21 protein-coding genes and 1 tRNA gene are annotated in these 24,211 nt (G+C 58.6%); 10 read left to right on the top strand and 12 right to left on the bottom strand.

Translation table 11 applies throughout. The annotated features are described in order from the left end of the window. Positions 1-196 precede the first annotated feature (196 nt). Positions 197-664 carry an acyl-CoA thioesterase gene (locus tag CXU21_RS11555; RefSeq protein WP_102712904.1) on the top strand — a complete coding sequence of 156 codons (468 nt, stop codon included), beginning with the start codon at positions 197-199 and terminating at the stop codon, positions 662-664. 26 nt (positions 665-690) lie between these two features. Here CXU21_RS11555 and CXU21_RS11550 read toward each other — a convergent pair whose 3' ends face one another. Both CXU21_RS11550 and CXU21_RS11545 read right to left on the bottom strand, forming a co-directional pair. Then, positions 691-2,100, bottom strand: coding sequence for a DHA2 family efflux MFS transporter permease subunit (locus CXU21_RS11550; protein WP_102726124.1), 1,410 nt, complete (start codon positions 2,098-2,100; stop codon positions 691-693). Between the two features lie 103 nt (positions 2,101-2,203). Further along, positions 2,204-3,361, bottom strand: a complete 1,158-nt coding sequence (locus CXU21_RS11545; protein ID WP_102726123.1) for an acyltransferase family protein — start codon at positions 3,359-3,361, stop codon at positions 2,204-2,206. 340 nt (positions 3,362-3,701) lie between these two features. Here CXU21_RS11545 and CXU21_RS12450 point away from each other — a divergent pair, with 340 nt between their 5' ends. After that, entirely contained in the window at positions 3,702-3,848 is a 147-nt protein-coding gene (locus CXU21_RS12450; protein WP_180972337.1) for a hypothetical protein, read from the top strand. Positions 3,849-3,880: 32 nt separating this feature from the next. Here the strand turns inward: CXU21_RS12450 and CXU21_RS11540 are convergent, their stop codons facing one another. Both CXU21_RS11540 and gpmA read right to left on the bottom strand, forming a co-directional pair. Then, complete coding sequence (locus tag CXU21_RS11540; protein WP_102726122.1) at positions 3,881-4,909, bottom strand: 2-hydroxyacid dehydrogenase; 1,029 nt, start codon at positions 4,907-4,909, stop codon at positions 3,881-3,883. Between the two features lie 24 nt (positions 4,910-4,933). Beyond that, on the bottom strand, positions 4,934-5,689 hold the full coding sequence (gene gpmA / locus CXU21_RS11535) for a 2,3-diphosphoglycerate-dependent phosphoglycerate mutase (RefSeq protein ID WP_102726121.1): 756 nt from the start codon (positions 5,687-5,689) through the stop codon (positions 4,934-4,936). A 178-nt stretch (positions 5,690-5,867) separates the two neighbouring features. Here gpmA and CXU21_RS11530 point away from each other — a divergent pair, with 178 nt between their 5' ends. Next, complete coding sequence (locus CXU21_RS11530) at positions 5,868-7,799, top strand: beta-galactosidase (RefSeq protein WP_219723188.1); 1,932 nt, start codon at positions 5,868-5,870, stop codon at positions 7,797-7,799. A gap of 85 nt (positions 7,800-7,884) precedes the next feature. Here CXU21_RS11530 and CXU21_RS11525 read toward each other — a convergent pair whose 3' ends face one another. Next, a complete protein-coding gene (locus CXU21_RS11525) occupies positions 7,885-8,457 on the bottom strand; it encodes a tyrosine-protein phosphatase (RefSeq protein ID WP_219723187.1) in 573 nt (190 codons plus the stop codon). A gap of 8 nt (positions 8,458-8,465) precedes the next feature. Then, positions 8,466-9,119, bottom strand: coding sequence for a nitroreductase family protein (locus CXU21_RS11520; RefSeq protein WP_102712892.1), 654 nt, complete (start codon positions 9,117-9,119; stop codon positions 8,466-8,468). 356 nt (positions 9,120-9,475) lie between these two features. Between CXU21_RS11520 and CXU21_RS11515 the strand changes: the two genes are divergently transcribed. The 7 genes from CXU21_RS11515 to CXU21_RS11485 all read left to right on the top strand — a co-directional run bounded on the left by CXU21_RS11515 (position 9,476) and on the right by CXU21_RS11485 (position 16,091). Beyond that, entirely contained in the window at positions 9,476-11,635 is a 2,160-nt protein-coding gene (locus CXU21_RS11515) for a transglutaminase-like domain-containing protein (protein ID WP_146017074.1), read from the top strand. Positions 11,636-11,767: 132 nt separating this feature from the next. Then, entirely contained in the window at positions 11,768-12,295 is a 528-nt protein-coding gene (locus CXU21_RS11510; protein ID WP_257996512.1) for a gamma carbonic anhydrase family protein, read from the top strand. Between the two features lie 19 nt (positions 12,296-12,314). Beyond that, positions 12,315-12,800 (top strand): bifunctional nuclease family protein, encoded by a 486-nt coding sequence (locus CXU21_RS11505; protein ID WP_102712886.1) that lies wholly within the window; start codon positions 12,315-12,317, stop codon positions 12,798-12,800. Between the two features lie 153 nt (positions 12,801-12,953). Beyond that, positions 12,954-13,039, top strand: a tRNA-Tyr gene (locus CXU21_RS11500). Positions 13,040-13,268: 229 nt separating this feature from the next. Further along, entirely contained in the window at positions 13,269-15,134 is a 1,866-nt protein-coding gene (locus tag CXU21_RS11495; protein ID WP_102726193.1) for an SLC13 family permease, read from the top strand. 126 nt (positions 15,135-15,260) lie between these two features. Next, entirely contained in the window at positions 15,261-15,494 is a 234-nt protein-coding gene (locus tag CXU21_RS11490) for a hypothetical protein (protein WP_146016627.1), read from the top strand. A gap of 84 nt (positions 15,495-15,578) precedes the next feature. Beyond that, positions 15,579-16,091 carry a hypothetical protein gene (locus tag CXU21_RS11485; RefSeq protein WP_102726118.1) on the top strand — a complete coding sequence of 171 codons (513 nt, stop codon included), beginning with the start codon at positions 15,579-15,581 and terminating at the stop codon, positions 16,089-16,091. Positions 16,092-16,128: 37 nt separating this feature from the next. On the opposite strand, the gene CXU21_RS11480 is transcribed toward CXU21_RS11485, so the two are convergent. The 6 genes from CXU21_RS11480 to CXU21_RS11455 all read right to left on the bottom strand — a co-directional run bounded on the left by CXU21_RS11480 (position 16,129) and on the right by CXU21_RS11455 (position 24,039). Further along, positions 16,129-17,154, bottom strand: coding sequence for a glycosyltransferase family 10 domain-containing protein (locus CXU21_RS11480; protein WP_180972794.1), 1,026 nt, complete (start codon positions 17,152-17,154; stop codon positions 16,129-16,131). A gap of 156 nt (positions 17,155-17,310) precedes the next feature. After that, complete coding sequence (locus tag CXU21_RS11475; RefSeq protein WP_102726116.1) at positions 17,311-19,392, bottom strand: acyltransferase family protein; 2,082 nt, start codon at positions 19,390-19,392, stop codon at positions 17,311-17,313. 85 nt (positions 19,393-19,477) lie between these two features. Next, on the bottom strand, positions 19,478-20,476 hold the full coding sequence (locus CXU21_RS11470) for a glycosyltransferase family 10 domain-containing protein (protein WP_102726115.1): 999 nt from the start codon (positions 20,474-20,476) through the stop codon (positions 19,478-19,480). Between the two features lie 122 nt (positions 20,477-20,598). Continuing rightward, entirely contained in the window at positions 20,599-21,768 is a 1,170-nt protein-coding gene (locus CXU21_RS11465; RefSeq protein ID WP_102726114.1) for a glycosyltransferase, read from the bottom strand. 280 nt (positions 21,769-22,048) lie between these two features. Then, the gene (locus tag CXU21_RS11460; protein WP_180972793.1) at positions 22,049-22,858 is read right to left on the bottom strand and encodes a hypothetical protein; all 810 of its coding nucleotides are present in this window, start codon (positions 22,856-22,858) and stop codon (positions 22,049-22,051) included. Between the two features lie 26 nt (positions 22,859-22,884). Then, on the bottom strand, positions 22,885-24,039 hold the full coding sequence (locus CXU21_RS11455) for a glycosyltransferase family 2 protein (protein ID WP_102726112.1): 1,155 nt from the start codon (positions 24,037-24,039) through the stop codon (positions 22,885-22,887). Positions 24,040-24,211 lie beyond the last annotated feature (172 nt).

Raw genomic sequence — 24,211 nt, 5'->3', positions numbered from 1 at the left:
GGGAAGCCGCCGCCGCATGCTTCCTTTTAAAATGATAACAAATCTATTATCAATGCTTTATTGTTTTTCAAAGGCGGATTCCCATTTCTTGGGGGGATGCCTCGGAAACGGCCATTTTCCGTTTCCGCTTTTTGCTCTTTACAAGAGAGCCGGGATAGATGAGCATAACTGCATTAATTTATAATTATTCTTATTTATGGAAAGTACATATCAACATGCCCAGCTTCCGGAAGACCGCATTCCCGCCTTGCGCGTGGAGCCCATGCCCGCGGATACCAATCAGAGCGGGGAAGTGTTCGGCGGCTGGGTGATGAGCCAGGTGGACCTTGCGGGCGCCAATACGGCCATGCGTTATGCGTTGAGCCGCTACATTGTGACGCGTGCGGTCAGCAGCCTGACGTTTGAAGCTCCCGTGCTGGTGGGGGATGTGGTTTCCTTTTATACGGAGATTATCAAGGTAGGGCGCACTTCCGTCACCGTGAAGGTGGAGGTGTATGCGGAACGCCTGACGAAGCTCTGCAACAACATCGCCAAGATTACGGAAGCGGAGCTGGTATACGTGGCCCTGGGGGCGGATAAGAAGCCGATTACCCTGGAAGAGTCCCGCGCCCAGTTTGCTCAGTGCTGTTCCGTGGAGACGGGAGAGGGCGTTTCCTGCTCCTGAACGGGTGCGGGAACGGCCTCTGCGCATCAGGCCGTTTTTTTCCGTTTGCGGGTAATGCCCTTGTCCTTGTCCACCAGGGCGAAGATGAAGGAGCTGGCCGCCGCCGTGATGCCGATAGTGACGAAGGTGGCGTGGAAGGCAGCTTCCACGGCTGTTCCAGACGTGGCCGAGTGGCCGCCGAAGCTGTCCAGCAGCAGGGAAGCCGCGGCGATGCTGACGGCGATGGATAACTGCATGATGGTGGAGAGCAGGGAGTTGCCGCTGCTGGCGTCCGAGTTGGGGAGGTCGATCAGCGTCAGGGTGTTCATGCAGGTGAATTGGATGGAGTTGGCCCCGCCCAGCAGGGCCAGCATGCCCAGCAGGGTGAGTTCACTGGTGCCGGGGCCGATGAAGTAGAATGCCGCCAGCAGGGCGCCTATGGTAAAAGTGTTGACCACCATGATATTCCGGTAGCCGAATTTGCCAAGCAGCCGCGGCGCGACCGTTTTTGCCAGCAGGTTGCTCAGCGCCAGGGGGATCAGGGACATGCCGGATTGAAGGGCTGAGTAGCCCAGCACTACCTGGAAGAAGAGCGGAATCAGGTAAGGCAGGCAGCTGCCGCCCAGCCGGCAGACGATGTTGCCCGCGATGCCTATGGCGAAGTTCCTGATGCGGAACAGGGCGGGGCTGAAGAGGGGCGCTTTTGACCGGAACGCCAGCACCCAGTACAGGAGCTGCAGCACGCCCCCGGCGGACATGAGCAGGATCATGCGCTCCCTGTCTTCCGCGCCTCCTGCGGTGGAGAGGCCCATGGTGACCAGCACGGCGGAGGAGGAGAAGAGGAAGAACCCGGGCCAGTCAAATCTCTGTTCCCTGACGGCTTTCAGGTCCGGCATGATCTTCCAGGTGGCCCACAGGCCCGCGATGCCCACCGGGATGTTGATCAGGAAGATCCAGTGCCAGGAGGCGTACTGGACGATGATGCCGCCCAGCACCGGACCCAGGAGCGGCCCCAGCAGCGCCGGAATGGTCACGATGTTCAGGACGTTCACGAACATGGAGCGCGGGTAGGAGCGGAGGACCACGAGCCGCCCCACAGGCATCAGGAAGGCGCCCCCGATTCCCTGGATGACGCGGCAGGCGGTCATCATGGGGACGGAGGTGGAGAGGGCGCAGAGCAGGGACCCCGCGGAGAAGACGGAGATGGCGAAGAGGAAGGTGCGGCGGGAGCCCAGCTTGTCGGAAATCCACCCGGAGGCCGGGATCAGGACGCAGACGGTGAGCATGTAGGCCGTCACCAGGGAGTGGAGCTGCAGCGGGTGGCTGTGGAAGCTCCGGGCGATGGTGGGAATGGCCGTGTTCAGGATAGTGGCGTCCAGCATCTGCATGAAGAATGCGGATGCCACCAGAAAGGGCAGGTAGCGCAGCGCTTTTGAGGATGTCTGCAATTTTTCCATGGACGGCGGCCGCCAGTATCCGGCTGGGCCGCGCCGGGGGCAAGGCAGATGTTTGTCCGGGGTGCTCCCGTTTGTTTTTCCGGGAGCCTGCGGGGGGCGCCACTTACGCCTTGGGAGGCTCCGGAGCGCGGCGGCCGAGCACGCGCCTGGAGAGCCATGCGCGCACGGGTTCGTCATAGAGCTTCAGGCACCCGTAGGCCACGGCAATGCAGAGGAACAGGACGCCCACCGCCACGGGGAGCGCCCGGGAGAAGGGGACTTCCGCGTCATGCACCCATGCCAGGTAGATGTAGACAATGGGGTAGTGGGTGATGTAAAGGGGATAGGAGATGTTTCCCAGGAACCGGCTGGCCCGGGAGGAGATGTCTCCGGGGATGTCGCTGGCTCCCATGAAGACCACTGCCGGAAAGATGATGATGATGCAGAAGGCATCATACAGGCCGTTCAAGTGGAAATATTCCGCGCCGCCCACATGCGGCATGGCCATGGCCGCCGCCAGGAGCAGGCTGCACCACCAGAAGCCGTGCCTGATGCGTCCCGGCTTGCACAGCCGGAACAGGAGCAGGCCGCCGAAGAAGGGGAACATGAGCCGTGTGAGGCCCACGCGGCATTGTTCCACATCCAGCGTCCAGCCGCCGATGTTGTTGCCCTGCGTGTAGCATTGGTGGATAAGGGCGCATCCCGCCAGGAATACCAGGACGGCCAGCCACCTGCTGGTGAATTTCCTGATGAGCACGGCATAGAGGATGTTGGCGATATATTCGAAGAACAGGGACCAGGCAGGGCCGTTCAGCGGGTGCATTTCCGTCCATCCCCGGATGTCCAGGGAGACGGGGACGGGCAGCAGGGTGAATCCCACGGTCATGACCAGCAGCATTTTCCACACCGGGGTTTGCGCCAGGTTGGGGAAAATCTCCGAGCCCTGGAAGTAAAAGAGAATGCCCCCCAGCAGCATGCCCATGACTACCATGGGCTGCAGGCGCACCAGCCTTCGCTTGCAGAAGTTCCATAAGCTCATTTTTCCCCAGCGGTCGTCATAGGCGTATCCGATGACGAACCCGGACAGCATGAAGAAAAAGTCCACGGCCAGGTAGCCATGGTTGATGATCTGGTCCGTGTGGAACTGGAAGTCCCTGACGTTCCCTTCAAACATGTGGAACAGGACCACCATGACGGCCGCCACGCCGCGCAGGCCGTCCAGGGCGGCATAGTGCGGTTTGGGAGCCAGAACGGAGGGAGAGAGAGGAACCGGAGCGCTCATGGTATAAAGTACGGCAAAAAGTGTTCGTGCTTACAGAAAGATGTAGGTATTTGCAGTGCGCGCAACCGCAGTGCCGGCCTGCCCGGCGGAGGGGCAGGCCGCTCCTTATATTCCACAAGGGGGGAAGGGAGGTAAAGAAAAATGAAAAGGGATTTTTGGGCAGAAGGGAGGCGTCGTGTTCCGGTACGGAATTTTCTGGAAATTCCAAGCCGGAGGAAGATTACTTCATCGTAATCTACCATCTGGACGGTCACACGCCGACCCTGCTGCTTTACCGGGTTGCCAGGCATGAGCATCAGGTCCCGGTCACGGGTGAAGGTACGGCGGAGGTTTCCGTGGAATGCGTGTACCAGGCCCCGCCATTTACGACGTGGTGTGGCGGCTGGGGGACTGGGATTATGAAGGGAACGTGATGCGCGTGGTACGCCGGGAGATGATGGAGAAGCAGGGGTATGAGACTGTTTTTTATGACATTCCCATCCGGTAGAAGATCAGGAAACCGGGCTTTTCAGCACGGCTTCATGCTTTTTCCTGATGGAGGCTGACCCGGTTTCCCAGCGGTTTGCCTTCCAGAAAGTCCCGGATGTTGCGCAGGGTGACTTCCGCAATATTGTGCAGGGCTTCCTTCGTGAAAAAGCCCTGGTGGGAAGTCAGGATGACGTTGTTGAAGGAGAGCAGCCGCGCCAGGGTATCATCATCAATGATTCTGTCCGACTTGTCTTCATAAAAATATTCCCCTTCCTCTTCGTACACGTCCAGGCCTGCGGAGCCCACCTTTTTTGATTTCAGCCCGTCAATCAGCATTTCCGTGTTGATCAGCTTGCCGCGCCCCGTGTTGATGATCATGACGCCGTCCTTCATTTTGCCGATGGAGTCCGCATTAATCAGGTATTCCGTCTCCGGGGTGAGGGGGCAGTGCAGGGAGATGATGTCGGACCGTGCGTAAAGGTCGTCCAGCGTGGTGTACGTGATGCCGGCTTCTTCCGCAAAGCGCTGGTCGGGGTACGGATCATAAGCCAGGATATTCATGCCGAAGCCCTTGAGGATGCGAATGAGGATTCTGGCGATTTTTCCCGTTCCGATAATTCCGGCTGTTTTCCCGTTCATGTCAAAGCCCATCAGGCCGTGCAGGGAGAAATTGCCGTCCCTGGTGCGCCAGTAGGCGCGGTGTATCTTGCGGTTCAGGGCCAGCATCAGCGCCACGGCATGTTCCGCCACCGCGTAAGGGGAGTACCAGGGAACCCGGACGACGGGCAAATCCACTTCTTCAGCCGCTTTCAGGTCCACGTTGTTGAATCCGGCGCAGCGCAGGGCCAGCAGCCGCACGCCGTTCTCCTTCAGGCTCCGGATTACTTCCCTGTCCGCCGTATCATTGACGAAAATGCACGCCACGTCCATGCCGCGGGTCAGCGGAACGCTGTCCGGGGTGAGGTGCCCCTTGAAGTAGCGGATGTCGTAATGGAAATCGCGCTCGTTGATCGAGTTGAAGGAATCCCGGTCGTAAGGCTTGGCGTCAAAAAACGCAATGCGGCAAGGTTGGTCGGCCATGAGGAGGGAAAAGGAGTGGGTGGTTTATGGTTTTTTGGCTGCCTGCCCCTGGCTGGCGACGGCTTCCATGCGTTTGCGGACTTCGTCCGGGTCCCCCAGGAAGTAGTCTTTCTGGAGGTTCATGGAGTCGTCAAATTCAAACACGCAGGGGATGGCGGTGGGAAGGTTCAGGGAAAGAAGCTGTTCGTTGGGCACGTGTTTCAGGTACTTGATCATGCCGCGCAGGGTGTTGCCGTGGGCCACGATCAGGATATTGTCCAGCGTCCGGAGGGAGGGGAGGATGGTTCCCTCCCAGTAGGGCATCATGCGGTCAATGGCTTCCTTCAGGGATTCCGTCCGCGGAAGCTCTCCGGAGGGTACGCCCTTGTAGCGGGGGTCCCATCTGGGATTGGCGGGATCGTCCTCCGCCAGGGGCGGCGGCGCCACGTCATAGCTGCGCCGCCAGACCAGCACCTGCTCGTCTCCGTATTTTTTGGCCGTTTCACTTTTATTCAACCCCTGCAGCATGCCGTAATGCTTTTCATTCAGCCGCCAGCTTTTGGCAACGGGAAGCCAGTCCTGGTCCAGGCGGTCCAGCACGCAGTTGAGCGTCTTTACGGCACGCTTGAGATAGGAGGTATAGGCCTGGTCAAAGGCCAGTCCCTTGTCTTTTAACAAGTCGCCCGCGTGGTACGCTTCCTCCACCCCCCGTTCCGTCAGGTCCACATCCGTCCATCCGGTAAATCTGTTTTCACGGTTCCACGTGCTTTCTCCATGGCGCAGAAGAACAATTGTTTTCATATCGCTGAATTTAGACACATGGCTTCCGGCATCCGCGCAAAGGAAGGAGGGCGTATGACATGATTGCAGGTTCCCCCACGGGAGGAATTCGTCATGAACAGGGCCGCCGGCCCGCAGATGCGGAGGCGAATGTAAAATTGTGATTGGCAATCATCTTCAAATGGATTAACAGTTCATCATGATGAAGCAATATGGGTTCAGGTGTGCTGCCGCCCTGATGGCCGCCGGAGTGGGAGCGCTGGCCTGGGCCGGTCCCGAGGCTGTCCAGAATGTGCAGAAACCCGCTCCTTCCGGGGGAGCTCCCGCCGTGTTCAAGTTCGGCGGGGAAGGAAACCAGGAATTCATGCTGAACGGTAAGCCGTTCCAGATCCGCGGCGCGGAGATGCACCCCCAGCGCATTCCCAGGGAATACTGGAGGCACCGCATCCGGACCGCGCGGGCCATGGGGCTGAACACCATTGCGTTTTACGTGTTCTGGAATGACCATGAGCAGCCGGACGGCAGCTTTGATTTCAAGACGGGCAACCGTGATCTGGGTGAGTTTCTCAAGATTTGCCAGGAGGAGGGCATGTGGGTTTTGTTCCGTCCCGGCCCCTATGTGTGCGGGGAGTGGGATATGGGAGGCCTGCCCCATTATCTGCTGAAGGATCCCAAAGCCAAGTTGAGAACCACGGAAGACGCCAAATTCATGAAGGCGCAAACGCGTTACCTGGAGGCGGTGGCGCGTGTGGCGGAGCCGTTTTTAGTGAAGAACGGAGGTCCCATCCTGATGACCCAGCTTGAAAACGAGTACGGCAGCTACCAGCGGAAGGACCGCAAGTACATGGAATGGCTGAAGGCGTTCTGGACTAAAAAAGGGTTCGGCCCCTTTTATACGTCCGACGGCGCGGGAGAACATTACCTGAAGGGCGTTGTGCTGCCCGGCGTGGCCGTGGGGCTGGACCCGGGCCTGAACGACGGCCACTGGAACGTGGCCAACAAGTGCAATCCGGGCGTTCCCGTCTTTTCCTCGGAAACGTATCCGGGCTGGCTGCGGCACTGGGGGGAGGGGAACTGGGCGCCCACTCCGGAAATTGTCAACCACGTCCGCTGGTTTATGGACAAGGGGCGTTCCTTCAGCCTGTTCGTGTTTCACGGAGGCACCAACTTCGGTTTCACGGCGGGGGCCAACAACGGTGGACCGGGGAAGTACCAGCCGGACGTTACAAGCTACGATTACGGTTCCCCCGTGGATGAGCAGGGCCGGATGAATGAGTATTATGCCCGGATGAGGGAAATTATTCTGGAAAAACTGCCTGCGGATGCCGCCGTGCCTGAACCCCCCGCGGATATTCCGGCCATGGAGATTCCGGAGTTCACGCCCGCGGTGCATGCCGGGCTCTGGGAGAACCTGCCCAAACCTTTCCGGTCCAAATTCCCGCAGCCTCCCTATTTTGAGCAGTGGAACCAGAACCAGGGGATGGCTATTTACAGCACTGCGGTTCCCGCTGGTCCGGCTGAGAAGCTGGAATTGAGCAACGTGAATGACTATGCCCAGGTGTACCTGGATGGGGAGCTGGTCGGCACGCTGGACCGCCGTCTGGGACAAAAGAGCGTGGAACTGCCGGAACGCAAAAAATCCGCAACGCTGGAAATCCTGGTGGAGGCCATGGGCCATATCAATTTCCACATCAGCATGGAGAGCGACCGCAAGGGGCTGCACGGAGATGTGAAGCTGGGAAAACGTGAGCTGAAGAACTGGACGGTGAGGGCGCTTCCCCTGAAAGCCTCCTCCATTGCCCGGGCCCCCAAGGGGAAAGGCCCTTCCGCAAAGCGGGAAGGCGCGCATTTCCGGGCCGTGGTGAATATAGAAGAGCCGCAGGATACATTCCTGGACATGTCCCGCTATGCCAAGGGATATGTGTGGGTGAACGGCATTAACGTGGGGCGGTACTGGAACGTAGGCCCCCAGTTAAGGCTGTATGTTCCGGCTCCCTTCCTGAAAAAGGGAGAAAACGTAATCGATATTCTGGACCTTCATGAGAAGGAGCCCAAGCCCATTCGCGGCATGAAGGAGCGCAACAAGGAGCCTGGAAAGATAGATACCAAAAACCTGGACAACCAGTGGTAAAGCCGCCGGGCCTGCTGCCCGCGGTCCCGGAAAAGGCTTTTTCCCCCATGAAACCGCGTCATGGGGAAAGCCGTGGTCTGAGGGGTCAGACGCCCTGAGCCTGCCGTTTTTTCCGGAATTCTTCTTTGAACGCCTTCCAGTCCGTGGTTCTGACCAGTTCCGCGAGATTGGAGTAGTAGGACCGATGGTGCCCGAAGCGTTCGTCCATCAGTTCTTCAAGCGCCTTTTCCGGCGTCCAGCCCTGCATGACAATGCGGTAGGCGGCGCAGACAATCCCGGTGCGGTCGGACCCGTGCCAGCAATGCACCAGGATGGGCTTGGGAGCATTGCTGATGAGCAGCAGGCAATCCATGAGTTCTTCCCGGGTCACTTTTCCGGCCGCCAGTTTCATGCGGTACAGGCGCAGTCCGGTATGTTCCGCCTCGTCGGCGTCGCTATGGTATTCCCGCAAGTTGAGGACGGATTTGAGCCCCAGCTTTTCAAGGGCCTTGAACCCGTCGCCGCCGGGCTGCCCGGACCGGTACAGCTCCGGGCTGAGGCGGTAGCAGTTTTTAGCGTCTTTTACCTCAATGGGAGCGGGGGTTTCCGTCATGGTTTCTGCACAGGCAAGGGAAAACGAGGCCGCCAGGGCTGCGAGCACGATGGAATTCCGGTTCATGGCTCCTTTCAGGAATTGGAAGGATAGCCGACGCTCTGGGCGTACAGGACTTTTTTGAAAATGGGGAGCTGGAGACGGCGCTGGAGGTAGTCTGCATCCAGCATGGCGCGGAAAACGGTGCCCAGTCCCGCTGAGGTGCAGAAGAGGTAGACGTTTTCACCAATGAATCCCACGCCTGTGCAGGCGGTGACCAGCTTTCTCTTCGCGTCAAAGTCTCCGGGCTGTTTGGACTGGTCCACCACATAAACCAGGTTCAGGGGAGCAGTGCCCACGAATTCCTGTGTTCCCGTTGCGGCCCTCATGTCACCCTGAATGACTTTCTGCAATTGGTGCGTTTCCGGCTTGTAAAGGTAGGCTCCTTCCGGAAGAACTACGTAGATTTCTATTTCATTGGAATTCCGGGAGGACGGCGCCGTGCGGTAATCCGGATCATTCCGGTTGACGCCTTGTGCCGCCCAGAGCAGGGAAGACAGGACTTCCACCGGAATGGGCTTGTCTGTAAAGGACCGGGTGGAATGCCGTTCATTCAGAACCTGCATGAGGGGTTTGCCTCCCTTTTTGTCCGGCGGGGGCAGCACGATGTCATCGCTGAGGGCTGTTCCGGAAAGAATGCTTCCCGAGATGGCGGCAAGCAGGGGGCAGAAAACATGAGAAATATTCATAGGCGGAGGAAAACGTATAACGGTTATGGAATAATCAGCGGGATACTTTTATTTTTCTCATGTTTTTGGGAGAACGTGAGAACTTAATCCTATAAAATGACTATGAAAACACAAGGAAAAAGCACCAGGACTGGTTCTTAACAGGTTCTGAAGGATGGATTCTATGAAAAAGACCATTGTTTCAGGTTGACCTTGGAAAGGTAATGCGCTTTTATGTCAGGCGGAAGGGGGTGGAAAACCTTTTTCCTCCTTGTCCAGACTGCTCCAACCCTCTCAACCCGTATCCGATGAATCCTGCCAATCCTTTGCGTCCCGGTTCTCCCAAGCGTAAGAAATCCTCTTCCGGGGGAATTATTATGACCATCATTCTGGTGCTGGCGCTTGCCGGCGGCGGTGTGGTTTACCACCGCATTTCAGTTCAACGGGAGGCGGAGGCCGCAGAACTGGCGGCAAGAAAGGAGGCGGAGGCGAAAGCGGCCCGCGCAAGGAAGGCCGCGGAGCTGGAGGCGGCGCGCAGGGCGGCGGAAGAACGGGCGCGTGCGGAGGCGGCTGAGAAAGCCCGGCTGGAAGCGGAACGCCTGGCTGCGGAAGAGGCCGCCAGAAAACGGCAGCAGAAGAAACCGGAGGAGGTGAAGCCTGTTCCTGCGGAACCGAAGGAAGAGCCCGTGGTCCAGGAGGAAGACCCCCGGCTGGAGATTTTCAAGAAGCCCGTTTTGCTGGTCAGCCTGAAAGCCAATAACGCCGCCAATAGAAAGCTGTTTACGGATGCCTTCAATCTGGCCCTGGAAACGGGACGCTACGACCTGTACGCTGATTTTCTGCGGTCCAATCTGGAACGTGACGCCGTGAAGGTCATTAAATTCGGCAAATTCGACGTGTCCATGTATGACCAAAGCCCGTATCTCATGCGCGCCAATGAACTGTACCAGCTCATCAGCAAAGTGGGGGCGGAAACCATTCAGGAGCAGCTCAAGGAGAGTTCCCCCAGGTATTTTTATCCGTGGCTTTTTTCAGATCCCTCCGATCCCCTGAGGCTGTTCCTGCGCACGATGGCGCGGGAACAGACTCCAAAGGAGCAGTGGGGAGGCATTCTGCGGAAGTGGGCGGAGTTCTGGATGAAGACCTCCGCCATGCCCCGGAGCAAGTATTCCTCGCTGGCGCTGGCCTGCGCCATGCTGGATCCCCGCATAGCCTCCAGCCCGTCCAGGCTGCGGGCTTCTTCCTCCACCAATGTTTCCACTACTCCCCTGACGCTGGAACAGGTGTTCGAGTACTTTGTGGAGATGGATGAAGCCCATGAACTTCTGACAGATATTACCAAATTAAGCCCTTCCGAGCTGCTCTTTGTGGTGGACGTGCGCCTGCCGAGGTCGGAAATGGACTGGGCGCGCAAAAAGGTGCGGCTTACCCGGAAGGGCTGGGGCGGAGCCTATTCCATGATCCGCTACCGGATGGACCGCGCCGCCCTGGGCAAGGACCCGTATACGAATTATACCTTCCAGGAGATTCTGGATGAAGGCGGCATCTGCATGGACCAGGCCTATTTTGCCGTGAATACCGCCAAGTGCAACGGCATTCCCTCCGCCTACGTTACCGGAGACGGCAACCGCGGCCCGCACGCCTGGATCAATCTGCTGACGACGGATGAAACCTGGCAGTCTTATGGCGGGTATGGGTACAATACGGGGCATTTCTCCCATCCGCACAACCGCAAATCAAAGCATGAATCCACCCTTCTGCAGGGCATGGACAAGAAGGTGAATGGAGCCCGGCTGGATAGCTCCCTGGATTATCTTTCCCTGGCGGACCTGTTTGAAGAGATGCAGAAGCCGGATTGCGTCCGGGTGATGCTGGAAGCCGCCACGCAGGCCACCCCCGGAAGCCCCCTGGGCTGGGAACGCCTGATTGCGCTGATGAGCCGCCCGGAAAGCGGCACGAAGCTGGAGGAATGGGATGCGCTGGTGACCATGATCAAGCGCAAGTTCCGCTCCCGTCCGGATTACCTGGCCATGGCCGCCCGCGTGGAGGATGAATACATTTTCCCCATGCGGGACGCCTCCACCAACAAGCGCAATGTGGCCCGTGACCTGAAAAAGCTGGAAAAGGAGACGGACGAGGGCCGCAGCGATCTGACTTCCGCCGCCATCAAGCGGCAGGCGGATATTCTGATGGAGAACGGGGACAAGGCCGGGGTGGCCTCCCTGTACCGGAAGTCCATGAAGGATTACGCGCGCCGCGCGGAAGTGTTTGAGACGCTGATGGGGCAATATTACCGGTACTTCTCCCAGGACCAGGAGGCGGTGCTTCAGTTGGCCAAGGAGGCGGAATCTTCCTACAACCGTTATATCCGGACCAAGTCGGACGACTATTTCAAGGTGAAGAAGGAGGTCGCCATCCAGAAGAAGATTGCCGGGTATTATGAGAAAGGCGGCAATGAAAAGAAGGCCGCCTCCCTGCGCAAGGATGCGGAGAAGAGGGAAAAGAACAGCAAGAAGGGCATCCGGGAAGAGAATTAGCCCGGCAACGCTTCCCCGTCCCCTGCATTTCCGAGAAGGTGCGGCCGTGTCCGTTTCCGGCTGCGGCATACCCGTGGAATGAACGTTTTTAGGCTGGAATGCTGTCTTATCTTCAACTAATAAATGACCTGTATGTCAAGAGAACCTTACGCGAACTTCTGGCCCAAAGTGGCGGATACCGCTTTTGTGGCGGACAGCGCCGACCTGATCGGAGATGTCACCATTGGAGAACACGCCAGCATCTGGTACCACACCACGCTGCGCGCGGACATCAACAAGATCGTTATTGGGGATTACTCCAATATCCAGGATAACAGCTGCATCCACCTGGCGGACGACTTCGGCTGCTATGTGGGTAATTACGTGACCGTGGGCCACGGAGTGATCCTGCATGCGTGCACCGTGCAGGATAATTGCCTGATCGGCATGGGTTCCATCATTCTGGACGGTGCGGTCATCGGTGAGGGGTCCGTGGTGGGCGCGGGTGCGTTAATCACCAAGGGCACCGTCATTCCCCCCAATTCCCTGGTGCTGGGTTCCCCTGCCAAGGTGGTGAAGGACCTGGGGCCGGAATCCGCGGCCAATAACCGCAAATGGGCTGAAAAATACGTGAAGGTGGCTACCCGCTACACGGAACGCGTCATCAATCCCGGTTTTTAACATTTGATTTCCGCCCGCCATGCCGGATGAAAAGCTGATCACCCTGGAACCGTACGCCCTGCTCTATACCCGGGCCGGGGCGGGGGTATGCCTGCGTGATCCGCTGTCCGGCAAGGTGGGCGTTATCTTCATGGAGCTGGCGGACGGCATGGCGCTGGAGCGCATCCTTAACGGGGAACGCCCGGTGCGGCCGGATACGTCCTCCCTGCTGGGACACTTCCTGTCCGCCATGGAATGCCGGGTGAGGCTGGTGCTCATTAACGGGCGCAAGGATGAAATTTTTTATGCGCGCGTGGCCGTGGAGGCCGCCAATGAAGTCATGGACAAGCTGGTGGAGCTGGACGCCCGCCCGTCGGACGCCCTGATGATTGCCGTCCGGTCCGGAACCGGGATCAAAATCGTTCCCGCCGTCTGGGAAAGCATGGAGAATATCCTGCCCCAGCTGGAGCAGCTGGATTCGGATTCCCCGGACAGCCGCGCTCCGGTGTATGTGGGAGAGCCGTAGGACGGCGTTCCGGGCTTCGGCGCCCTTTCATTGCCTGTCTGGAGGCATGATTGCGGCATAGGGATTTCCTGCCGTTGGGCGTACCCACTTTTTATAAAAAAAACTTGCTAAGGCGCGGGAATCCTTATACATTCGCCGCACATCACTTCAAGTGGGTAGATTCCCGAGCGGTCAAAGGGGGCAGACTGTAAATCTGTTAGCATTCGCTTTCGAAGGTTCGAATCCTTCTCTACCCACCACTTTTCTTTTTTAAAGCGCGTTCTTTCCGGGAACGCGTTTTTTATTGCGCGCGCCGTTGCGGATTCATGATGCCCGGGGACAGCGCAGCATGCGCGGCGCATGGCCCTTTTCCCGGACGGATCACGGAGCGGAAGATGCCGCGCGGATGACTTGTTCAGCCTATCGACAAGGCGTGCGGGACATGTTAGAAACTTCCTTTCCCTATTTTCACCTTTGCCGTTTATTGACATGTTGACCACGCTGCTCATTCTGGGAGTATCCGCCGTTTTGTTCGTTCAGGGGAAAATCCGTTCGGATATTGTCGCGCTCTGTTCCCTGCTGTGCCTGATCGTATTCGGGATTTTAAGCCCGGACCAGGCGCTTTCCGGGTTTTCCAATTCCATCGTGGTCATGATGGTAGGGCTTTTTGTGGTGGGGGGAGCCATTTTCCGGACGGGGCTGGCGAAGATGCTGGGCGGCAGGATCATGAAGCTGGCCGGCAAGAGCGAGCTGCGCCTGCTGGTGCTGACCATGCTTGTCACGGCGGGTATCGGCGCGTTTGTCAGCAATACGGGAACGGTGGCGCTGATGCTGCCCATTCTGGTGAGCCTGGCCGCGGACGGCGGTATCCAGACCAGCCGCCTGCTCATGCCCATGGCGTTTGCCAGCAGCATGGGCGGCATGCTGACGCTGATCGGCACGCCCCCCAACCTGGTTATCAACAACCAGCTCCAGGAAGCGGGAATGGAAGGACTGGGCTTTTTTTCGTTCACCCCCATCGGCCTCATCTGCATCGTGACGGGCGTTCTGGTACTGATCCCTCTCAGCAGGAAGTTCCTGGGCCATCATGACGACAAGACGGAACAGGAGGCCAAGGGCAAGTCCCTCAGCCAGTTGATTGACGAGTACCAGATTATCAACAATCTTTACCGCCTCCGGGTGGTGGAGGATTCCGCCCTGACGGAGAACCCCCTGCATGACCTCCATATTCCGGACCGCTACCACGTGAACATTGTGGAAGTGCGCCGCAGGCATTCCAGCCGGCATTCCTTCCTGCAGACGGTCAGCCAGAGCATGGCGGGCTCAGACACGCGGGTGGCCAGGGGGGATGTCATTTACGTGATGGGGGAGTTTGAGGACGTGGACCGGTTTGCGCGGGAATGCGGGGCGGAGATGATCAACCGGAAGACGTCGGAAGATACGGACTCCATGCTGAAAAGCAAATTGAAGTTTGACGAGATAGGCATTGCGGAAATGCTGCTCATGCGCAACTCGGACCTCATCAACATGCCCGTGAAGTCTTCCGGACTGCGCGCCAAGTACGGGGTCAATATTCTGGCTATCCAGCGGGACAACCATTACATTTTCCACAATTTGAAGGACGTCAAGCTCCAGTACGGGGATACGCTGCTGGTTCAAGGGACCTGGGCGGATATTGCGCGCCTGAGTGAAAAGACCTTTGAATGGGTGGTGGTGGGGCAGCCTCTGGCGGAGGCGTCCAAGGTGACCCTGACGCACAAGGCCCCGCTGGCCGCTGGCATCATGCTGCTGATGATCGCCGCCATGGTATTTAACTGGGTGCCAACGGTGGCGGCGGTGCTGATTGCCGCCGTCCTCATGGTGCTGTGCGGCTGCCTGCGCAACGTGGAGGAAGCGTACCGGACCATCAACTGGGAAAGCATTGTGCTGATTGCCGCCATGCTTCCCATGTCCGTGGCGCTGGAGAAGACGGGCACCTCGGAGGTCATCTCCCACGGGCTGGTGGCCGGGCTGGGAGGCTTCGGCCCGCTGGCCCTGATGGCGGGCGTTTATTTCACGGCCTCCCTGCTGACCATGTTCATCAGCAATACGGCCACGGCGGTGCTGCTGGCTCCCATCGCCCTGCAATCCGCGGTAAGCATGGGCATTAGCCCTTATCCGCTGCTGCTGGCGGTTTCCGTGGGCACCAGCATGTGCTTTGCCTCCCCCTTCTCCACGCCGCCTAACGCGCTGGTCATGCCCGCCGGAAAGTACACGTTCATGGATTACGTGAAGGTGGGCGTGCCGCTCCAGGTGATCATGGGCCTGGTCATGGTGGTGGTGATCCCGCTGTTTTTTCCCTTCGCAAAGTCTTAGGCCGGAGAGCCGTTCACGCAGCGGAAAGGGCGCATGGCAGGGTAATTTACATGCATTACCAAAAAAAGAGAGACAAGAGGAACGTGCGGGAGTAGAAGAGGATTGTTTAAGAACCCCCATTTTATCATGAAGTATTTGCTTATTGTTCTGGCCGCTGCGTTCGCCATGCCGTCCATGGCGGAGGAAGACGCTCCCAAGAGAATGACTTCCGCGGAAAAGAAGGCCGCCCTCCTTGAAAAATATGATACCAACAAGGATGGCAAGCTGGATTCCGAGGAGAAGGCCAAAATGAAGGAAGACCTGAAGAAGCAGAAGGAGGAGGAACGGGCCAGGAAGCACGCCTCCCGCAAGTCCGACTAAGGTTTTTTCCTTGGCGGGTCATCTGCTTTCCGAACGGCTTGAACCGGGTTCAGGCTGGAGGGGGAACTTGTACCTGTTTATATAATGAAATACGCAATTTGGACCAGATGGGCCGCGGCGGCCGTGTTTGCCAGCCTGGCTGCCTGCACGGCGGAAGAGTGGGCCCAGTTTAACCGGGAGCTGGAACAGAATCAGCGGGCCGCCGCCGAACGACGGGTCAAGTACCGCAAGATCAGGGTCCAGTGCTCCGACTGGGAGATGGCGGATACGGCTGCGGCCTCCCTGTCGTCCAAGGGGTTCCGGGTCATGTATCCCGGAGAGAATGGCTACGGGGCCGTGGCGACCGTCAGCAAGACGTCGCAGGAGCATGTGCTGATTCGCAACGGGAATTATTTTACCACGCTGCCCGGTCCCAATACGCGGCCCGGCTACAAGACGAAGGTTACCGTGACCGTGCATAATTTGGCGGGCCGGAAGCTGGCTGAATACCAGGGGGAAAGCGTTCCTTCCGAATCTTTCCACCGTTCGGAAGCGGCCCGTTCCGCCTGCCGCAAGGCCATCGGCAGGATGCCGTCCAGCAGCTCCATTTACTGGTAGGGTATGCCGGAAGGCGTGCCCGGGGCCGGAATCCGGGTTACGCTCCGGTGCCGCGCTTGCCGCGCGACCTGATTTTATAGGCCACGGTGTCCGCCAGCTCCCGGATGGCGTTGAGCGGGTTTTTCCGCAGGACATGGCGCCCCTTCAGCGTGGCGCCGGGGCGGACGGTTCCGGTTCCCCGGTGGTTGCGGATGACCGCCGCCGTCTGGGCGAACATGTTGTATTTTTCCAGCACCAGGCGGCGCGCCTCCCGGATGGCGGGGAGGCGTTTTTCATATTCTCCGCCGTCCATGGCCTTGCGGATGATTTCAAAGGCTTTCTGCGGGTTGTCCAGCGGGATGGGGATGAAGCTTTCCGGCGGAAAGCATTCCGTTGCCAGCGGATCCCCTGCGTAGAAGGGAAGGGTCATGGCGACAAAGGCGTCAGACAGCTTTTCCGTCCAGTGATGGGGCTCCAGGTGGTTTTCCACGCACAGATGGTATTTGTAGTCATCCATGGCGACGGTTTTGTTTTCTATTTCCTGAATGCCGTGCCCGAACCAGTCCAGCTCCGGCAGATGGTCCGCCAGGTAGCGTGTGAGGTCATAACGCATTTTATGCATGGTATGCGTGTGCTGCTTGGCGGAGCAGATGGTGGAAAGCATTTTTGTCTTCGGGAATTCCGTCTGGTCCAGGATCTCCTGCATGGGCTTGATGTACAGCCATTCCAGGCAGCCGCGGCCCAAGGTGTGGTTGGGGTGCGGCAGGTCCCGGGAGGAGTGGGTGGTAAGAACGGTGCCGAACTGGCTGGTGTACGCCCGGCTGTAGATCTTGATGGACGGAGGTTCCACCGTGATCAGGATGGTTTGGTCCGGAGGGCAGAGCAGGGGCTCCGTTTCATCCTTGATGGTGCCTACGGAATGCCTTGGAAATTCATCATACACCAGCACCCAGTCGTAATCCGTCATGGCGGCGTCCGTGCAGAACAGGCAGTTACCCCACAGCAGGGTTTCCGTTTTGTCCGGGGAGGCCTTGGTGGATTTTCTGATGACCTTGATGCGTGTGGGGCGGGGGGAATCCGTCATGAAAGTATAGGCGTTGAAAAGGTGCACGGGCCTGCCGCCGGATTCCGGGAATCTTTCCGGAAGCGCCGCCGCAGCGCTGCTTGCATGGCGTCAGTGTATGGGGCCTTCCTGCCTTGTCAATGTCAAAGGATTGGGGCTTCCGGCAGGAAAGCTCCGTCAGTTGGACGCCGTGCTTTCCAGACCTGGATCCGGGAAAAGCTGGTCAATGATGCGGGAGACCATTTTTCTGGAGCCGTAGGGGGAAAGATGGTTGTCATCACAGTACATCAGGTTGCCCATGTCCTCCTCCAGCCATTGCCCGTCTTTATGGAAGGCGCTGTGGAGGGGAATAAAGCGGCACAAGCCTGTAGATTCCATGTGTTTCAGAAGGGCGAATACGGGGCGCTGCCGCGTGGTGAAGTCCCCGCCCAGCAGGCGGTCCGCCCGGTTGGCGTTCAGCAGGGCATTGCGCCGCATGAGCTTGCGCGGACCGAAGGTCCATTCCGGCACGGGCCCCAGCAGCACGATTTGCTTGCCGGCTTTGTGAAGACGCGCGCAGGTGTGGCGCAGGCCGTCCGCCACCAGTTGTTTCAGGCGCGCGTCCCGGTGGCTGTTGACCAGTTCAATCCACCGGTTGTGGATGAATACGGTGTGAATCCGGGGAGTGCTTTCCAGCCAATCCAGAATCAGGTCCATATTGTGCTCCCAGTGGGGGTACATCATGCGCAGGAGCGTGAGGGAATCAGTGTCCCCGGAATCCGAGATGCCGCTTAACGGGCACAGCCGCGCCCGGTAGAACAGGCCTGAGCGGTGCAGAAGCCGTGCGGCGTCATCAAAGCCGGGGGAACTGGCCATGGCGTGGCTGTCCCCCATGAGCAGGAAGGAAGGCGGCTCCCCGTTTTTACCCAGCAGGACGAAGGGATAGTCCGTCACATCCCCGAGTTCAGGATGATTGGGCTGAATGGCATTCCCTTTTTCCACGACTGCCCGGTCAGGGGGGGTGATGCCGAAGGAGGGCGGGAAGGCCGGGCCTTTCCAGTATTCCGGGAATGATATGTTGTTGGCGGCAACATGCCAGTAGTCCCGTGCGCCGTCCGTCCATTTGAGCCATTCTCCCGCAAAGCCCAGCATGAGGCAGCCGGATGCCGTGAGAAGGAAGGCTTTTCCGGGTTTCCACCACGCGGCTCCGGCACGGAAGGGGGTTTCCACGAATTTCCAGGAGAGGAAGGCCAGAAGGAAGGAGGCCGCAATCATGCCGGCATAGTCCCACGGGCTGCAGTCATTGAAGCAGATATAGGTCCAGTACACGATGACGGGCCAGTGCCACAGATACAGGGAGTAAGAGATTTTGCCGATGCCCGTGCTGAGGGGATGTTTGAGGATGCGCCCGGACCAGCCATGGCTTCCGTAGCGGATCAGGAGGGCCGCACCCGCGACGGAAGGAATGGCCGCATACCCGGGAAAGGGCGTGGAAGCGGTATAACAGGCAAAGGGAAGCAGGATGCCTGCCCACCCCGCCAGGCGCAGCCAGCTTCTTCCACGTCCCTGCTCCGCCGCCGCGGGAGCCAGGGCCAGCAGGCAGCCCGCCAGGAGTTCCCAGGCGCGGGAGTAGAGCAGGTAGAAGGCTTTGTTGTGTTCCAGATGCTCCATGTGATGGACGGCGGCAAACAGGGAAAGCGCCAGGGCTCCGCAGAGGACGGGCGCGACGGCGTTTTTCCTGAATTTCCAGAGCAGCCACAGGGTGAGCGGGATGGCCAGGTAAAATTGTTCTTCCACGCTCAGGGACCACAGGTTCAGGAGGGGGTTTTCTTCCGCGGCGGGGCTGAAATAATCCCCTGCGGTCCTGCTGAAATAAGTGTTGGTGATGAAAAGCGCGCTGGATCTCACCGTTCTGCCCAGGGTGCGCAGGTCGTCGCAGTCCAGCACCACGCAGCCGAAGGCCAGCACCACCGCAATCAGGCAGAAGTAGGCGGGCATGATGCGCCTGATTCTGCGGCAGTAAAAGGAGGAAAGGGAGAAGGAGTCCTCTTTCAGGCTGCGGACCAGGCCGCCGCCGATCAGGTAGCCGGAGATGACGAAGAAGATGTCTACGCCCGTGTATCCCCCGGGGCAGGCCCATTCCAGCAGATGGTACAGGACAACGGCCAGTACGGCAAAGGTGCGCAGACCGTCAATGTGCGGAAGGTAGGCGCCATGGGCGGTATTTCCGGTCTGGTGGAGAGGAGGTGAACAAAAGTTTTCAGATAGGCATTTGCTCATGCGGCGGAAAGGAGGCACATACGGGAGTAGGAAAAAAGGCGGGAATGCGGAAAGAGAGAAAACGGCGCGGGGTTGGAAGCTTCTGTTACTTGCGCAGGCGTTTTTTCAGCCGCCGCCACGCCAGGCGCAGCCTGTGGCCGCGTTTTAAAAAGCGCTGGTAGTAGGAAATCCAGGTTCCGTCCCCCTTGCGGCGCGCTTCTTCCGGAGACTGGTCAAATATCCGGTAGAGTTTGGCGGTTTCACGTTCCGTTTCTTCCAGGAAGAGGGCTTCCTGTTCCGGGGTTTTCCAGGGGCGGGACATGATTTCACACCACAGGCTGTCATCTTCATCCACTTTTTTTACATAGGCCGCGGCATCGTCCAGGGTGGGGAAGTCATGGCAGTTGATGAATGCGCCGGAATTGAATTCCTTCCCGATGTCCGGATTGCCCCAGTAAATGGGGATGGTGCCCGCAAGCATGCTGGTGACGATTTTCTCACTGGTGTAGCCGGGGTACCATGCGTTTTCAAAGGCAATGGAGAATTTGTACGGCTTTTTCATCCGGATGGAGGAAGAGTACCAGTCTTCCGCCCGGTGGCCGTCGCCCGGCGTGTTGTTGAGGTGGGGCCCCAGGGAGTTGACGAACCGGAAGGCGGAGAGCTTGTGAAAAATGGCGTCCCGGTTGGGATGGGATTTGCGGTTGGAGTAAATGAAGTTGCAGAAACCCGTTTTGGAGGCCAGGAGGGCGCGGACGTCCAGGCCTTCCTTGCCGCCGTGCACTTCCTGCAAATGGTGGCGCAGGAAGGGGAGTTTGACGGTGCGGTCGCTTCCAGGCACGGTATCCAGCCCGATGTAGTAGTCAAACAGCATGAAGTCCGAGGCAATGGCTTCATGGCAGGCGTACATGACGGTGATATGGCCGGGGGCCCGTTCCAGAAAATCGTAGAATGCCTCCCGGTTGACGTAAAACCAGGGGGTGGCGATCAGGTAATCGAAGTCGGAATCGTCTTCCACCACGTGATACCGGTCTTTCAGGAGCTGGTGAATGCCTTCCCTGCCGAAATCCGGAGTGGACTGTAAAAAGGAGATTTTAAGCGTTTTCATGGGAGGAGGCGGGTCGGAGTGGTTCAGAGTGTATGGGGCGGTCCTTTCTTGTCAATGACAAAGGAAGAGGCTGTCCGGACGTGTTGGGGGAAGGTTGCCCGGCGGTTAAACGTCAGTCTTTTTCACCCTTCGCGGCGGTATTCCCGGAGCGTTTCTTCATACAGGGCGGCGTGCTGCGCGGCGATGACGGGATAGGAGAAGGTTTGTTCCGCGTGTTTCCGTCCTTCTTCCGCCAGGGCCAGCCGGAGGTCCCGGTCACGGATGAGGCGTTCACAGTGGCCTGCCATTTGATGCAGGTCCCCCTGGGGAGCCACCAGCCCCGTTCTGCCGTCCAGGACCACTTCCGGAACTCCGCCCGTCCGGAAGGTGACGGAAGGGGTTTTGCAGGCCATGGATTCCAGAGCCACGTTGGAAAGAACATCCTGAAGCGTGGGATTCAGGAACATATCCGCCGCGCTGTAGAGACCGGCCAGTTCCTTCATGTCCGTAATGAATCCGGCATTTGTGCCGGGGAAGGGGAATTCCACGTTTTTTTCCTGGTTGCCGAAGAGCAGCAGATGGAGGTTCCTGTGCCCGCGCCGGTACAGTTCCTCCAGCACCAGGGGGATGAAATGGCCTCCCTTGACCGGATTGAACAGGCCGGTAGCGCCGCAGGCAATGACGAAGGCTCCGGACGGGATGCCCAGGGCCGCACGGATGGCCTCCCGGTCTTCAGCCGGGCGGAAGAGGTCCGTATCCACAGGGTTGTAAATCTGGACAATCCTTCTTCCGGGGAACATGCAGCCTTTCTCCACTTCCTTTTTCAGCCAGAGGGAGGGCGTCACCAGCGTCAGGGACGGTATATGGGCGAAGGCGCGGCGCTTGCGGGAGAACAGCCACGCCGGAAGGCCGCGGAAGAGGCGGGGCGCGCCAAGCTGGGGGCAGGGGCCCCGGCATTCGTCCCGGAACCGGTCGCAGTCCATGGTGCAGTGGCACCCCGCCGTGCAGGCGAACATATCATGCAGCGTGTAAACCAGCGGGCGGCGGATGTGGCGCAGCCGCGTAAAATCCACCGTTCTGCCGCCTATCCAGTGCAGGTGCACCAGGTCCGCTTCCTCCATCTGGGCGGTGTCGAATCCCATGCCCAGCACATTCAGGGAGAAGGGCAGGTCCCTCCTTCTTTCCGGCAGCAGAACATTAAAACCGTGCGCCAGATGGCGGCGCAGGGCGTCTGTGGCTCTTCTGGCGGCGGATCTTTTGATTTCAAGGCCGTTTATTCCTTTGCGCCTCCTGAGCAAAAGAACGGATTCCATGCCGGAAATGTTCCGGTTCAGAGCATCATTCAGCCGGTAGGGAGCGGAACTGGCCGATACGCTGTGGGAGACTTGAAATACTGTCCTGCGTTGAGGAGAAGCCACATAGGAAAGTATGGGGATTTGAAATCCGAAGTCAATACAAACGGCTGAACGGGAATAGGGATGGAATGAAAACGTTCCGGAAAGATACGGCTGCCGGGCTGGGCGGCTTTGACCTTATTCCCGTCACAACATGTTGATGGAGTTTTATTAAACGGGGAAGCTCCGCGGGAATTCGTTATCTCCGGATTTCAAATCCGCCTTTTTTGGAAGGAAAGAGAAGCTGCCTGCATTTTTGGAGCCAGCCTTTTTTTGCGGTTCGCGGGATTCCCATGTCGCGCCTGTCCTGGAATGGAAAGGAAGAAAGCTGCTCCCAGTCCTCCGCATAGGTTTCCGTACCGTCCAGGGCGGTGATGCCCTGCAGCTTGCACAGGATGGAGAAGATGCTCTGGTCATACCGGTTTTCTACAAAGCCCGGCAGGTTGGGAGAGGAGGAGGGGGAGTTGTCCGCCAGGTGCAGATGGTCGTAAAAGACATAAAGCCAGTCCCGGATCAGGTTTTCCGTGACCGGGTTCTTTTTCAGAAAGACGTGCCCTCCCGCAATTTGCTGGGTGTGCGTGACATGGGCGTCTTCCCCGGAAACGCCGAAGTGGCGCAGGATGTCCCCCTTGGTCCATTTGTATTCCGGCTGCCCGTTGGTGAAAACCAGCATGCCGCGGCTGTCCCGGTCCAGCATGTCCACGTATTCCCGGAAACGCTCCGCTCCGTTAATGTTGATATGGCAGCCTGCGTCCAGGTATAGGAGGCGGTCGCCTTCCTGCATGTCCTGGAGGACATGGTGGATGGACCAGGGTTTCCAGGACCAGTACCCGAACCCCCGGCAGGACGGCGTCAGGTATTTGCCCATGCGGCTGGTGAATTCCGCGGAGAGGTCATGTTCCGTGAATAGCGTGATCTCATCGAAAAATTCCAGCGCTTCCGCCTGCCTGCCCAGCCGTTCCAGGGCGGCCGACATGCGGGAGTCTGCGAATGAGAGAAAGCGGTTCATTGTCCGGAAGGTAGGGATAAGGCAATTTACAGGGAAGGCGGCGATGTGTCAAACGGCTCTTCCGGAGAGGCGTTTTTCCCTTGGGAACCGTTGGAATGCGTTTGGGAAAAGTGTTCCGCGAGCATTCTTTTGCAGGAGTAATAGCGTCCCTTCTGCCCGGGAAGCAGGGAACAGGCCGCCAGCAGGATGCGGCTCCAGCCGTTGGATGGCGGTTGCGCCGAGTTCAGGAGGTCCACCAGTTGCCTGTCCCGGCCCGGCAGGACGGAGAGGAACCGCGCACCGTCCGCGTTCCGGTAGAACAGGTGCCACCAGTCCAGCAGGGACTGTTGCTGAACGGCGGTCATCTGGTGGAAAAGGGGGTGCTTGGAAACGAAGAAAGGCCTGATTTTCCGGACGCCGTAGGCGAACAGGCCTTCATTCTGCCACCCGTGTTCCTTCCAGTAGTCCACAATGTACAGCAGACGCTGGAATTCCTGCACGCATTTGAAGTAGGTGGGATCGTTGCAGCGGCGGGAAAGGGAACCGCTCCGCATGAGGCGGTAGTAGTACAGGCAGTCCGGAATGAACAGGAGGCGGGAGGCGTGGGGGACGGCCATCAGCCGGAAGGTTTCATCCTCCGCGCCGGATTTCAGGTTCACATTGAAACGGAGGCGGTGGGCGTCCAGCATGTTTTTCCGGAACAGCTTGCTCCATACGCAGATGTCCATCTTCCCCCAGATGGAGTCCCGGAAGAAGCTGGCCGGGGAGGCGTCCTTTTCAAAATGCCAGGAGGGTGACCTCCTTCTGGCCTCAATGAGCCGGTCCGATGAGTCCTCGAAGACATGGTTGCCGCACTCCACGATGTCCGCATCATGTTCCAGGGCCGCGGAAAAAAGGCGGGAGTACATTTCCGGGTCCACGTAGTCGTCCGGGTCCGCAAAGCCGACGTAAAGACCCCGCGCCGCATCCAGCCCCGCGTTCCTTGCGGCGGAAACGCCCGCGTTCTGCTGGTTCAGAAGGATGATTCTGCCGTCCTTTTCCTTCCAGCGGAGCAGGTGCGCCCAGGTGTCGTCCATGGAGCCGTCATTGATGCAGATGATTTCAATGTTCCGGAGGGTCTGCCGAACCAGGCTGTCCAGACAGTCGTCCACATAAGCGGCTACATTGTAGCAGGGAACGATGATGGAAACGTCGGGACGCATAGGTTTATAATGTATGTAACGGATTTACAATCCGTGGTCAATGATAATTTTTGCAAGATAAATATTAGCGAAGGTTTTTAACGTTGCCAGCATGAAAAGAGGGGGATGGAGGCCGGGGACTCCGCAGGGTGCGCGGGGATTGCGTTCCAACGGTTTTCCGCATGGGCCGGCC

The organism is Akkermansia muciniphila (genome assembly GCF_002884975.1).
Classification (GTDB): domain Bacteria; phylum Verrucomicrobiota; class Verrucomicrobiia; order Verrucomicrobiales; family Akkermansiaceae; genus Akkermansia; species Akkermansia muciniphila_C.
The sequence above is the reverse complement of the archived record's forward strand: the minus strand, read 5'-3'. Positions and strand labels throughout refer to the sequence as shown.

Excerpts from the sequence above, each read along its gene's own strand:
- CXU21_RS11555 (WP_102712904.1), top strand. The coding sequence starts at position 197 with ATGGAAAGTACATATCAACATGCCCAGCTTCCGGAAGACCGCATTCCC.
- CXU21_RS11510 (WP_257996512.1), top strand. The coding sequence starts at position 11,768 with ATGTCAAGAGAACCTTACGCGAACTTCTGGCCCAAAGTGGCGGATACC.
- CXU21_RS11495 (WP_102726193.1), top strand. The coding sequence starts at position 13,269 with ATGTTGACCACGCTGCTCATTCTGGGAGTATCCGCCGTTTTGTTCGTT.
- gpmA (WP_102726121.1), bottom strand. The coding sequence starts at position 5,689 with ATGAAAACAATTGTTCTTCTGCGCCATGGAGAAAGCACGTGGAACCGT.
- CXU21_RS11490 (WP_146016627.1), top strand. The coding sequence starts at position 15,261 with ATGAAGTATTTGCTTATTGTTCTGGCCGCTGCGTTCGCCATGCCGTCC.
- CXU21_RS11460 (WP_180972793.1), bottom strand. The coding sequence starts at position 22,858 with ATGAACCGCTTTCTCTCATTCGCAGACTCCCGCATGTCGGCCGCCCTG.
- CXU21_RS12450 (WP_180972337.1), top strand. The coding sequence starts at position 3,702 with ATGCGTGTACCAGGCCCCGCCATTTACGACGTGGTGTGGCGGCTGGGG.
- CXU21_RS11485 (WP_102726118.1), top strand. The coding sequence starts at position 15,579 with ATGAAATACGCAATTTGGACCAGATGGGCCGCGGCGGCCGTGTTTGCC.
- CXU21_RS11470 (WP_102726115.1), bottom strand. The coding sequence starts at position 20,476 with ATGAAAACGCTTAAAATCTCCTTTTTACAGTCCACTCCGGATTTCGGC.
- CXU21_RS11550 (WP_102726124.1), bottom strand. The coding sequence starts at position 2,100 with ATGGAAAAATTGCAGACATCCTCAAAAGCGCTGCGCTACCTGCCCTTT.
- CXU21_RS11540 (WP_102726122.1), bottom strand. The coding sequence starts at position 4,909 with ATGGCCGACCAACCTTGCCGCATTGCGTTTTTTGACGCCAAGCCTTAC.
- CXU21_RS11480 (WP_180972794.1), bottom strand. The coding sequence starts at position 17,154 with ATGACGGATTCCCCCCGCCCCACACGCATCAAGGTCATCAGAAAATCC.
- CXU21_RS11525 (WP_219723187.1), bottom strand. The coding sequence starts at position 8,457 with ATGAACCGGAATTCCATCGTGCTCGCAGCCCTGGCGGCCTCGTTTTCC.
- CXU21_RS11475 (WP_102726116.1), bottom strand. The coding sequence starts at position 19,392 with ATGAGCAAATGCCTATCTGAAAACTTTTGTTCACCTCCTCTCCACCAG.
- CXU21_RS11530 (WP_219723188.1), top strand. The coding sequence starts at position 5,868 with ATGATGAAGCAATATGGGTTCAGGTGTGCTGCCGCCCTGATGGCCGCC.
- CXU21_RS11515 (WP_146017074.1), top strand. The coding sequence starts at position 9,476 with ATGACCATCATTCTGGTGCTGGCGCTTGCCGGCGGCGGTGTGGTTTAC.
- CXU21_RS11520 (WP_102712892.1), bottom strand. The coding sequence starts at position 9,119 with ATGAATATTTCTCATGTTTTCTGCCCCCTGCTTGCCGCCATCTCGGGA.
- CXU21_RS11545 (WP_102726123.1), bottom strand. The coding sequence starts at position 3,361 with ATGAGCGCTCCGGTTCCTCTCTCTCCCTCCGTTCTGGCTCCCAAACCG.
- CXU21_RS11455 (WP_102726112.1), bottom strand. The coding sequence starts at position 24,039 with ATGCGTCCCGACGTTTCCATCATCGTTCCCTGCTACAATGTAGCCGCT.
- CXU21_RS11465 (WP_102726114.1), bottom strand. The coding sequence starts at position 21,768 with ATGGAATCCGTTCTTTTGCTCAGGAGGCGCAAAGGAATAAACGGCCTT.
- CXU21_RS11505 (WP_102712886.1), top strand. The coding sequence starts at position 12,315 with ATGCCGGATGAAAAGCTGATCACCCTGGAACCGTACGCCCTGCTCTAT.